Raw genomic sequence first — 12,139 nt, forward strand, 5'->3', positions numbered from 1 at the left:
GGCCGCAATTAACCTAACTCCCTATCAGGGATTGAAACGTTTTACTCCACCTTTTCAGCCTTCTAATTAATGCCGCAATTAACCTAACTCCCTATCAGGGATTGAAACGCAAGCGTGGTGGAACACTGGCAACTCAAGAAAGAAGCCGCAATTAACCTAACTCCCTATCAGGGATTGAAACAAAATTATTTGCCCCGATCGAAAATGTAGTCATGCCGCAATTAACCTAACTCCCTATCAGGGATTGAAACCTCGGCTTTCCTCATTTCCACAATACTATTATGCCGCAATTAACCTAACTCCCTATCAGGGATTGAAACAAAAATCCTAAAATCTAAGGTGAATATTTTATGAAGCCGCAATTAACCTAACTCCCTATCAGGGATTGAAACGCAGCCGTCCCCGTCCTCTATGTACAAAAAACGCCGCAATTAACCTAACTCCCTATCAGGGATTGAAACACGCAAGCGACATTTTAAACCGTTAGATGAGCCAGTTGTAAGCCGCAATTAACCTAACTCCCTATCAGGGATTGAAACCAATACCGACTGGGTAAAGTGGTATAACGAAAAGTTGCGCCGCAATTAACCTAACTCCCTATCAGGGATTGAAACCTTTATTGAAGATGCGTATAGGTGCGCGCTCGATGCCGCAATTAACCTAACTCCCTATCAGGGATTGAAACAAGAGCGTCCGGCAGAATGGCTCACTCGAACCGGGGAAGCCGCAATTAACCTAACTCCCTATCAGGGATTGAAACCTGCCTCCGTTCTCCGTTCCTGTTCGGACACGTAGGGCCGCAATTAACCTAACTCCCTATCAGGGATTGAAACGCTGTTGTTGCAATTAATCAATGCGCTTCCTTGGGCCGCAATTAACCTAACTCCCTATCAGGGATTGAAACCAATTATTTTTTTGTTGTCCATATTTTTAATTGTGCCGCAATTAACCTAACTCCCTATCAGGGATTGAAACTTTACCTTGAATAGATTTATTGGGGGATAACTGGCCGCAATTAACCTAACTCCCTATCAGGGATTGAAACACAGCTCCGATGATTTGCAGAAAGGTTGGAACTTCTGCCGCAATTAACCTAACTCCCTATCAGGGATTGAAACCTCGACAGTCAGCCGGCAGACCGCATAACAGCGGCCGCCATCACGCCGCAATTAACCTAACTCCCTATCAGGGATTGAAACATATTGCTGCCCGTATCTTGCTCTGCTTCAATTGGCCGAGCCGCAATTAACCTAACTCCCTATCAGGGATTGAAACTTCATTCTTACTCTGGCGGTAGAATGATTGACGCGCCGCAATTAACCTAACTCCCTATCAGGGATTGAAACCAATTTCAAGCAACAATCCTAGATGGTCTATTACGCCGCAATTAACCTAACTCCCTATCAGGGATTGAAACCTGTCTGTTTCGGGGCTGACGCTGTGGCTAGCTCGCCGCAATTAACCTAACTCCCTATCAGGGATTGAAACGTATGCAGCCATTCCAGCAAGCTGGCGCTCGCTCGCCGCAATTAACCTAACTCCCTATCAGGGATTGAAACGCAAGATACAAAGCCAAATTAATGAACACGGCTGACGCCGCAATTAACCTAACTCCCTATCAGGGATTGAAACTTTCGGAAGTATTCAGGAGAGGAGGAGACAGGAGGAAAGAGAGTATTCTTCTCCTGACTCCTGACTCCTGACTCCTTCTTCGCCACCACCAACCTAAATCCCATCTTCACTTAAGATGACAGTGACAATTCGGCTTTTCAATCAAAGACTCAACCAAAGCATTCAAAGCAACCGCCGCCAACAACCCGCCGCCAAAAGTTCCCACAGTCGTAATATAAGCAACGCCCGATCGCACTAACCGCCGTTTCGCCACCGGAGAATGACTAAAACCGATCGGCATTCCAACTACCAAAGCCGGTTGCAATTGCCCACATTCGATCGCCTCGCAAACCGCCATCAGCACAGACGGCGCATATCCTATCACCAATATACATCCTTTTTCCAGTTTCAACAACTTATCAAACCACTCACGCTGCTGCCAGAATTCCTGTTCCGCTTCCGCCGCCGCATTGATGTGCGGATCATCAATTAAAGTTTCAATACTTGTTCCCAAATGCGCCAATCTAGTCCCATCCAAAGCCGCAAAAACAGGCGGCACATCAGCCACAATTTGACACTGATTTTTCAAAGCTTCCCGCGCCGATTTAATCGCCGTTTCGCTCAACTTCACAAACGGCAGCAGCGAACAATCTCCGCAAGCTAACACCAGTTTTGAAAGCAAGTCTACCTCAATTTCCGAGCGATCGGGCAAATCCGGCAACAAATGCTGCAACGACTCCCCAAAATCCTCCGGGTGAGTGTGCGCCGCCGCATCCCAACCCTCCCAAAGTTGTTCCAACTCATCCCACCCCCCATCACTTTCCGCCTGCAACAGCCTTAATTGCGCCAATGCGTCCGCTTGCACCGCTTGACAGGAAATATCCCGCCCCAGCAATCCTTCCAGCGCCGAAGCCGTTTCTCTGAGGCGAACAATTTGCTGAATAACCGACAGATATTGCCGTTGCAGAGTCGCCCTCAGCGCGTCAGGAGAAGCATCCGCGTCTGTTTCTAACAGTTTGCGGATGTGAGACAGTTGAAAGCCTTGCTGCTTGAGTGCGACTATTCTTTGCAGTCTTTGCACATCGCTGCGGGTGTACAATCTATAGTTAGAGGTCGATCGTACGGCCGGAGATAGCAGCCCCAAAGCGTGATAATGTCGCACCATCCGAGGGGTAATTGTGCCTTTTACCGCTTCTGTAAGTTGTTTGATTGTCAGGTATTCTTGTTGCATAATACCAATTATAAAAAGTAGAGATAAATATAGATTGTACGCGATATGTAGGGAAACGGCATTGCCCTGTCCCGCGCGGGTATCTGCGACTTTTAAGAATTAGTATAAGACTTATGATTGTAGCAAAATTTTAAACAAGTTACCTATTTTTTCAATCTAAGGGTTTTTATTTGACATCTTGCCGCCCGGACAAGGCACTGCCGTGTCCCTAGGGTATTGCATATAATTGAAAACAGCCATCAATCTTTAACGTGTGATAATATTTATTTGAGTAAATCCATCTAAAATCTACCATTTAAAATCGAATGACGCGATTCATTCACGATCGCTTTGCCAAAGAATACCTAGAAGAACTGCTCTCTCCAGCAGGAATAGTTGATATCGGCCGCGATGTCACTTCCGAAGTGCGCGAAATCGATGTTTACTTTACTCCGAACGCCGCAGTCCCAGAATACATCGAAAGCTTGGGATTGTTGGGAAGACTGGCAAATTCGGCCGCACTCTTTGAAGCGTTCCGCAACCCGGTAAGTGTCAGCGAAGTTATCAGTTGCCTCAGCAAATTGTGGGACGTTCGCGGTAAACTAGAGCGACAATCCCGAAGAGAAAATACTGCATTTAACGAAAGTGAATTGCCTAAATTGTGGATTCTGACTCCGACAGCCTCAGAATCGCTGGTGAACGGGTTTCGCGCACAACCAGACGAACCCAATTGGATGCCGGGAATCTATTTTTTGGGGGAATATTTGCGATCGGCAATTGTGGTCATCCATCAGTTGCCAGAAATTCCCGAAACCTTGTGGCTAAGGATTTTGGGTAAAGGAAAAGTCCAGCAAAGAGCAGTTACCCAGTTGAGCGCTTTGAGTACAGATAATCCCCTGCGAATTAATGCGTTAGAATTGCTGTACAGACTGCAATCAAACTTAGTAGCAGATTTAGAACAAGAAATAGAAACAGAAGACCGGGAGTTAATTATGACAATCAGACCTCTTTTTCAAGAACAGTTACAAGCGGCACAACAACAAGGTAGAGAAGAACAACAGCGCTTAATTTTAGAGAATTTTCTGCGAGTGAGATTTGGAGAATTAGACTCGCTGATGATAGCGTTTCTCTCTCCAGTATCCACGATACCTGCTGCCGAGTTTACGGTGATGTTACTCGGAATATCTATGCTCACAGTGGATGCAGCAGGAAGGCAAGAAGCCGTGAGATTGTTAGCAGAAAATGTCTTGGCAGTGCGGTTAAATGAATCGGGCGAGAGTTTGCCTGCACTCGTTACTAATTTACTGGCTTTACCTGTCGAAGAATTGACATTGTTGTTAGAACAATTGCCTCAGTTATCGGCTGATGACTTGAGAACTCGATTGGGACAGATATCAGGGTAGAGCTTGTTTTGAGTGCGATCGACTTTACCGACACTTGATAGGGGTTTTCAATTCTAGGAAATACAGGAAACGGCAGTGCCGTTTCCCTACCCGAAAGGAGTCCGGGCCAAAAGCTTGACATTGACACTAATGTCAAGGTTTAGGGTAAAGGAGTCATCTACCCCATCAATTTCCCCAATGACTCCCAATTCCCTCCCCATTTCTCGCATCTGGCGCCTCGCCGAAGAACATCCAGATGCTGTGACTGCCGCCCTGTGCGGAATTCTAGTAATCTTGGGTTCGCTAGCGCTGCAATTCGGCTGGCTGGGTGTAGCCGTGTTAATCTTACCCGCAGCTTATGTTATCGGCGGCTATTCCAGTACCCGCGAAGGCTTAACTACGCTTTTTCAAGAACGCGAATTAGATGTAGATTTGTTAATGATTGTCGCTGCTTTGGGCGCGGCCGGTTTGGGGCTGTGGCGGCAAGAATATCATTTAATTGTTGACGGTGCGGTGTTGATTTTAATCTTTGCAATTAGCGGCGCGCTGGAAGGTTATGCTATGCAGCGGACTGAACGCAGCATCCGCAGTTTGATGAGTTTGACTGCGGATACTGCTAGGGTGGTAAGGTACGGCGGGGAACAGTTGGTTGCGATCGACAAATTGGAAATTGGCGATTGCATTTTAGTCAAGCCCGGAGAAATCATCCCCACAGATGCGATAATTATTGAAGGCTACAGTGCGATCGATCAAGCCTCGATCACCGGCGAATCGATGCCCGTGGAAAAAACCAGGGGCGATGAAGTCTATGCAGGTACAATTAACGGTGTCGGCGCCCTGAAACTAGAAGTTCATAAAACTCCAGAAAGCAGCTTGATTCAGCGAGTGATTCGGCTAGTCCAAGAAGCGCAAACAGCAGCGCCACCTTCTCAAATGTTTGTGGAAAAATTCGAGCGCGGTTATGCTAAATTAATTGTCGGTTTAGGCTTGCTTCTCGCAACTTTGCCGCCCTTTGTTTTGGGCTGGAATTGGGAAGAAACAATCTATCGGGCGCTGATTTTCCTAGTAGTCGCATCCCCCTGCGCGCTGATGGCTTCGATTATGCCGGCGCTGCTTTCGGGAATTGCTAATGGGGCGAGACAGGGGATTTTGTTTAAAAGTGGCGCGCAATTAGAGATGATTGGTAAAGTCAGGGCGATCGCCTTTGACAAAACCGGAACTCTCACCACGGGAAAACCCGAAGTTATCCAAATTGTACCAGCAGCCGGATATACTGAAACAGAAGTTCTGCAATTGGCAGCAGCCCTAGAAGCTCATTCCGAACACGCGATCGCCTCTTCAATTGTCAGCGCCGCCCAGCAGCAACAGTTACAATTATCAACCGCTACCGACGTACAAGCAAAAATCGGTCAAGGAATTGTCGGCCAAGTCAACAATCAAATCATTGCCATTGGTAAAGCCGAATTTGTCCAAGCAACTTCCGAATTGACTCAAATCAGCCAGCAGTTGCAAGCCGAAGGTAAAACAGTTGTTTGGGTGGCAAAAGGCGAGGAACTTTTGGGAATCATTGCAGTAGCAGATACCATCCGCCCCGAAGCAGCAGCAACAGTAAAACGCTTGCAAAAATTAGGCGTAGAACATATAATTATGCTAAGCGGCGACAACGAGAAAACAGCTCAACACATCGCCCGTCAATTAGGCATCAAAGAAGTGTACGCCGAACTTTTGCCAGAAGACAAAGTGCAGGCAATTAAACAACTGCAAACCCAGTATCAAACTGTAGCAATGGTAGGAGACGGCATCAACGACGCCCCCGCCCTCGCTCAAGCTTCCGTGGGCATTGCGATGGGAATTTCCGGCAGCGATGTTGCTTTAGAAACTGCTGATATCGTATTAATGGCAGATAAGTTAGAGCAACTAGCTAAAGCAATTAGTTTAGGCCGCCGCGCTCAAAATGTAGTCAAACAAAACATTGTTTTTGCACTCAGTTGCATTGTCCTGTTATTGGCGGCTAATTTTTTCGGAAACATCACCATGCCTTTGGGCGTCATCGGTCACGAAGGCTCTACAGTAATAGTAACCTTAAGCGGTTTGCGACTGCTGAGAAATTAGGCACGAAAAACCGCTAAAATCGAGGCAGAGCAAGAGTGAAATGCGTTCTCAGGCAGAACCCATTGGTGACAATTTAACGTTAAACTAACCGTCTCTCTTGTTTATATCGAAGCCTAGATCCCCCCTAACCCCCCTTAACAAGGGGGGGACAAGATTCTTCTCAAAGTCCCCCTTCTTAAGGGGGATTTAGGGGGATCGAGACTCAACAACAAGCGACATTTATTATGAGCTTCAGTCTTAAGCTGTTAGCAATGGGCAGAGCCTGGGAACGAGAATCCGATCTGCGTTCATCGGCGGTTAAGACTTCAAAATATTAAGAAAAAATACAATTGTGTTTGTGTCACTCAAAACACGCTACCGTCAAAAGTATTAACTCATACCAAAATCTGAAATTGCTCGAAACTGCAATAAAAATTAACCTAGAAAAAGTCTAGAAAATGGTATAGAACTGATTGCACCAAGAGCAATAGAAAACAAGTTTTCTGTTGGAGGCAATATGAACGAAAAAGTCATTGGGGCCACGCGGAACGTTGCAATTGTTGGCCCTTATTTAAGCGGTAAAACCGCACTCCTCGAAAGTTTGCTATCGGTGACAGGGGCAATTACCCGCAAAGGAAATGTCAAAGATAGCAACACAATAGGTGATAGTTCGCCCGAAGCGCGCGATCGCCAAATGAGCGTAGAAGTAAACGCCGCCACCGCTGAATATGAAGGCGTCCGCTTCACATTTCTCGACTGTCCGGGCTCGGTAGAATTTGTCCAAGAAACTTACAATGCGCTGATTGGTGTGGATGCGGCGATAATTGTTTGCGAACCCGTTGCCGATCGCACTTTAACCCTCGCACCCCTGTTTAAATTCCTCGACGATTGGGAAATTCCCCACCTAGTTTTCATCAACAAGATCGATCGAGCTTACACAGACGAAACTACTTGCGGCAGCAACTTCACCGACGTGATCGACGCGCTCAAATCCGTTTCCAGTAGACCGATCGTACCTCACCAATATCCGATCGGCAAAAACGAACAAATCATCGGTTTTATCGACTTAGTAACCGAACAAGCTTACCACTACCATCCGGGCGCCGCCGCCGATCCCGTTCCGCTTCCAGAACACCTCAAAGCACAAGAAAGCGCAGCGCGGCAGCAAATGCTCGAAGAATTGGCGAATTTTGACGACCATTTACTCGAAGAATTGCTCGAAGAAATCAATCCCGACGCCGAAGAAATTACCCGCGATTTAAAGATGGAATTAGGCGCAGATTTAATTGTGCCAGTATTCATCGGCATCGCCGAACAAGATTTCGGCGTGCGGCCTCTGCTGGAAGCTTTGCTGAGGGAAGCGCCGACACCGGAAACTACAGCCGATCGCCGCGGCATTATACAAAGTGAAAACAAAGTTCTGGCTCAAATCCTCAAAACCTATTACACGCCGCAGGGAGGCAAACTATCCTTAGTGAGAATGTGGCGGGGGACGCTGGCAGACGGAGCAATTTTGAACGGCGTTCGAGTTAACGGTTTGTACCGCTTGACCGGCCAGCAAACGCAAAGTTTGCAATCCGTCAGCGCCGGGGAAATTGTGGCTTTGGGAAGGCTAGAAGGCGTGAAAACAGGCGATACGCTGACCCTAGACCGATCGTCCGAATTGCCAAAAGCCGAAATCATCCCGCCTGTCTACGCACTGGCGATCGTCCCAGAAAAGCGCAACGATGAAGTTAAGCTGAGCTCCGCTTTAGCTAAATTGCTAGAAGAAGACCCATCTTTAGTCTGGGAACAGCACGGCGACACTCACGAAATTATACTTTGGGGTCAAGGCGAAATCCACCTGAAAGTAGCCTTAGACAGGTTGCGCCGCAAGTATAACTTGCCGATGGTAACTCACTTACCGCAAGTGCCGTACAAAGAAACCATCCGCAAACCAGCATCTTCCATCCACGGCCGCTACAAACACCAAAGCGGCGGGCACGGACAATTCGGCGACGTGTACCTCGACATTCAACCGCAGCCTCGCGGAGAAGGTTTCACCTTTAGCGACAAAATAGTCGGCGGCGTCGTCCCAAAACAGTACATTCCCGGCGTGGAAGTGGGTGTGCGCGAGTATTTGGACCGCGGCCCGCTGGGTTTCCCGGTGGTAGACGTAGCGGTGACGCTGACGAACGGTTCCTACCATTCTGTGGACAGTTCCGAACAAGCTTTCAAGCAAGCGGGGCGTTTGGCGATGCAGGAGGGAATGGCGAAGTGCGAACCGGCATTGCTGGAGCCGATCGCCAAAGTTGAAATTTGCGCTCCGAACGAGTGTACCTCAAAGGTGTTGCAGTTGGTCAGCGGACACCGCGGCCAAATTCTCGGCTACGAAGGTAAAAAAGACTGGAAGGGATGGGATGCAGTTTCTGCTTATTTGCCGATCGCAGAAATGCAGAATTTGATCGTAGAATTGCGATCGCAGACAATGGGAGTCGGATTTTTTAATTGGGAGTTCGATCGATTGCAAGAAGTGCCCGAACCTTTAGCTAAGCGGGTTTTGCTAACAACTGGCGGCAATGGAAACGGTAACGGTAAAAGTTAGGTAATTGTCTTAAAAAACCCGGTTTCTTGAAGAAACCGGGTTTTTGTACGAGTTGCAATTACAATTCATTGGGGTCGATTCCCATTTCTCGAAGTCTTAATTCTAAAGCTTGCGATCGCGATCGTTCTTGTTCCAGCAAAGTTTCTGCTTCCTGAGCCCGTGCTTCCGCCTGCTGCCGCAATTGAGCGAGTTCCACAAAACTCACAAACGGTTCTCCCGACGGTGCGAACATTTCGAGTCCAGTTTCAGAGAATCCAAAGCGCACCCCCAGTCTGGGACTAATCCAACCGTCTATTTGTTCGATCGCCTCTAACTCTTCCTCAACCCGCTGCCATCCTGTCAATTCTAATATTTGCGGGTCGTACAAATAGTATTCTTCCACACCGTAACGTTCGTAAAATTTGAACTTTTGAATCATTGCAGCGGGCCGATTTCCCGGCGACCAAATTTCAAACACAACTTGTGGCCCAATATTATCTTCATTCCACTGTTGATAGGAACCACGATAACCTTTTGGTCTACCAAAAACTACCATCACATCTGGAGCTTGGCAAAGTTTATTATTTCCTTCCACAGGATACCAAAGCAAGTCGCCGGCCACGAAAACATTCGGGTCATTCGCAAATAATAGTTCGGAATTTTCCTTAATCCAAACGATTAATCGGAATTGCTCAGTATTTTCTGACATTGGTTGGCCGTTGTCATCGGGGTAGATAATATTTGATTTGTCGGGAGATTGCAGGTGTGTAACCATTGCTGTTTCCCAAAATTTGATGGTGACTTTAGATCGTGTCTGGCTATATAAATATCATAAGGACTTGGCGGTTGAAACCGCCTCTAAACAAACCAAGTCTGCCTCCGCAGACTAACAGATCCACTTGTTCCACTTGTTACCAGGCTCTGCCTGGTAAAGCAGATCCGGAGGCTCTGCCTCCAATTTTCCTCCGCAATCGAGGCAGAGCCTCTAGACATCGGTTCCCAGGCAGAGCCGGGGAACCAGGGAATTCGTCAGTGTATCCGTGTCAAAATCCGTGTCGTGCCTTCTTCCTTACCCTAAAAAGAAATAATCAAGTAACCATTCAGGAACTTAGCACCAGTAACCGATTTCCCAGTTAGCGCCGGAGGCAGCAAAATATTGCGCCGCTGATCGCCCGCTTCGATCGTCACTTCCGGCCCGGATTGAATCAATTTAATTTCTTTCTTGTCAAACCCAGGCAAAAACAAACTAACTTGACGCTGTGCAATGTTTATGTTAATGGGTTTAGGAGCTTTTGCGGCCTCCGAAAAATCTGGCAAAGCATCAATTAGCGGCTGCCAATTATTGTCACTGTGCGCCGGAACCGAAACAGCCGTCAAAGGATCAAACTCGGCAGTAATAGCTTCTGTAACCGGTGCTTGATTAACAATGACACCGCCCACAGTCAAACTAACTTGTTGAGAACTTCCCCAAAGATAGCGAGCAGTTGCGATCGCGCTTGCATCCCCAGTCGTCACCAAAAAAGCTGCCGTGCGGTTCGGATCTGCCAGCGCTTCCTTACCCTTATCCAAAAGATTATCGACTTGCTTAGTAGATTGAAAAGCATTGTCTCCCGACAAATCCACAGTCAACACCGTACTGACAACCGGTTGAATAAAAGGTGAAAGCGCTTTCCCCAAATCCGAATCTACCAAAGCTTGACGGAAGCGACGGATATACCAACTCAGAATTTCCGGCATTCCCAGCATCCGCAGCGTATCCATGCCGCCATTGCCGTCATAAACAATTACATCGTATTGTTTGCTGTCCTCGTATTCCCGAAGTTCGTTCAACGCCAGCGCGCTGTCCATTCCCGGCAACACCCCTAATTCTTGGCCGTAAATCTGCTTGAAAAAGGGAGTACGGACATATTGAGCTTCTAGTTGTTTAATTTCGTCCCACCTGCGTTCTACCAGCGGCGCGCTTTGCACCTGAACGGCTTTGAGGTTGGGGGCGATTTCCTGGGGGCTGAGAGTCAGGGGAACCCCTAGCAGAATACCCAATGCAGGGCCCGGATCTTGGCCGAGCAGCAGAACTCGCTTGCCTTGAGCGGCATATTTTTTAGCTGTTGCGATCGCGATCGTACTGCGGCCAGTGCCGCCTTTGCCCAAAAATGTCAAAATCAAAGCCATTTTCTGTTCTCACTGCCAAAGCTTACTCTTTAACATTTAAGCGCAACCTTCAGCCAGAGTGGGGGAGGGGGGAGAGTGGAGGAAGAGGAGAGTGGGAGAGTGGGAGAGTGGGAGAGGGGAAGAATTAGGAAAATTTTTCCTCTTCCTTCTTCCATCGGACTGACATCCGTTACATCCGTTACATCCGTTACATCCGTTACAGAATCCGTTGCCGAACTTCCTTCTTCCTTCTTCCTTCTACATCTGTTAAACGGGTTCTAGCTCATCTTCAAAGAACCAAGTCGCAAAACCGTCAAACTTGACAACCACGCCTACTCCGCTACCGTCAACCATTTTGAATCCGTCAACAGTGCCTACTGGATTCTCCTTTATCTTGCCCACCATATTCGGAGGTATCCGATCTCTGAGACGGCGCACTTTCACTCTCTGACCTACTTCTATTGCCACTGAAATTGTTCTCCTGCTCTATCTAACCTATATACAACCGTTTATTTTACAGTTTGGCGTCTACTTCGGAACAGCAACACCAGCAGGCGATCGCTCCCTATGATTTTCCATCGAAATTTCCACCAACTTTCCCGAAAAAACGCTATTCTAGTCGGAGTTTGTCGATCGTCTACCCGGATTCGCTTGGGTTTGCCTCATCAGGTTCCACAGCGGCAAGCTCAACTTCCAGAGCCTCGCCCACCACGGAGATAATTATTTTTTATCCCTTCGCAAAAACAATCTTTTTATTAATTCCCACAACTACAGGATTTATTTCCAATTAGTCATCCTTCCGACAGAAGCCAAAAGACATTCAGAAGCAGTAATTAATTTTAGGTTTGCTATATATAAATCTTGTATTTCTAACGTTGACATCGGCTAAAATTAATGCTGTAAAGCACTTGGAGTCTAGCTTGCAAAATTTTCCGAATGTCAGATTGTAGGAAACGGTCATGTTGTAACGGTTTACTACAATCGGACAATAAAAAAAAGATTTAATGCTAAAATTTCAGGCTGAGAAAGTTTATTTGTGCTGCTGTGTTAGGGCATAAAAAGTGGAACGATTGCCGGATTTAGGGTGTCTGATACAGGAAAGGAAGTCTAGAAACTTCAATATGACAAAATTGA

Annotated in this window: 8 protein-coding genes and 1 CRISPR repeat array (1 of these 9 only partly in view); of the genes, 4 read left to right on the plus strand and 4 right to left on the minus strand. The window is 47.2% G+C overall.

Annotation, left to right across the window (positions count from 1 at the left end):
* Window positions 1–1,632: direct repeats of the CRISPR family, unit length 37 nt; unit sequence GCCGCAATTAACCTAACTCCCTATCAGGGATTGAAAC (it extends 573 nt beyond the left edge of the window).
* Between the two features lie 106 nt (window positions 1,633–1,738).
* The gene (locus NDI35_RS16030) at window positions 1,739–2,842 is read right to left on the minus strand and encodes a precorrin-8X methylmutase (RefSeq protein WP_445313603.1); all 1,104 of its coding nucleotides are present in this window, start codon (window positions 2,840–2,842) and stop codon (window positions 1,739–1,741) included.
* Window positions 2,843–3,147: 305 nt separating this feature from the next.
* On the opposite strand from NDI35_RS16030, the gene NDI35_RS16035 reads away from it, so the two are divergent.
* The 3 genes from NDI35_RS16035 to NDI35_RS16045 all read left to right on the plus strand — a co-directional run bounded on the left by NDI35_RS16035 (window position 3,148) and on the right by NDI35_RS16045 (window position 8,878).
* Window positions 3,148–4,224 carry a flagellar assembly protein H gene (locus tag NDI35_RS16035; protein WP_445313604.1) on the plus strand — a complete coding sequence of 359 codons (1,077 nt, stop codon included), beginning with the start codon at window positions 3,148–3,150 and terminating at the stop codon, window positions 4,222–4,224.
* Between the two features lie 177 nt (window positions 4,225–4,401).
* Window positions 4,402–6,315, plus strand: coding sequence for a heavy metal translocating P-type ATPase (locus NDI35_RS16040; protein ID WP_445313605.1), 1,914 nt, complete (start codon window positions 4,402–4,404; stop codon window positions 6,313–6,315).
* Between the two features lie 496 nt (window positions 6,316–6,811).
* Complete coding sequence (locus NDI35_RS16045; protein WP_445313606.1) at window positions 6,812–8,878, plus strand: elongation factor G; 2,067 nt, start codon at window positions 6,812–6,814, stop codon at window positions 8,876–8,878.
* 58 nt (window positions 8,879–8,936) lie between these two features.
* On the opposite strand, the gene NDI35_RS16050 is transcribed toward NDI35_RS16045, so the two are convergent.
* The 3 genes from NDI35_RS16050 to petP form a co-directional block, all read right to left on the minus strand.
* Window positions 8,937–9,632, minus strand: a complete 696-nt coding sequence (locus NDI35_RS16050; RefSeq protein ID WP_445313607.1) for a Uma2 family endonuclease — start codon at window positions 9,630–9,632, stop codon at window positions 8,937–8,939.
* Window positions 9,633–9,931: 299 nt separating this feature from the next.
* Window positions 9,932–11,026: a Get3/ArsA fold putative tail anchor-mediating ATPase NosAFP gene (locus tag NDI35_RS16055; RefSeq protein ID WP_445313608.1), complete on the minus strand. Its 1,095-nt coding sequence runs from the start codon at window positions 11,024–11,026 to the stop codon at window positions 9,932–9,934.
* A 246-nt stretch (window positions 11,027–11,272) separates the two neighbouring features.
* Complete coding sequence (petP, locus tag NDI35_RS16060) at window positions 11,273–11,473, minus strand: cytochrome b6f subunit PetP (RefSeq protein WP_445313609.1); 201 nt, start codon at window positions 11,471–11,473, stop codon at window positions 11,273–11,275.
* Window positions 11,474–11,526: 53 nt separating this feature from the next.
* On the opposite strand from petP, the gene NDI35_RS16065 reads away from it, so the two are divergent.
* Window positions 11,527–11,796: a hypothetical protein gene (locus NDI35_RS16065; protein ID WP_445313610.1), complete on the plus strand. Its 270-nt coding sequence runs from the start codon at window positions 11,527–11,529 to the stop codon at window positions 11,794–11,796.
* The last annotated feature ends 343 nt before the right edge of the window (window positions 11,797–12,139 follow it).

It is taken from the genome of Microcoleus vaginatus FACHB-2002, from assembly GCF_040004035.1.
GTDB classification, from domain to species: domain Bacteria; phylum Cyanobacteriota; class Cyanobacteriia; order Cyanobacteriales; family Microcoleaceae; genus Microcoleus; species Microcoleus vaginatus_C.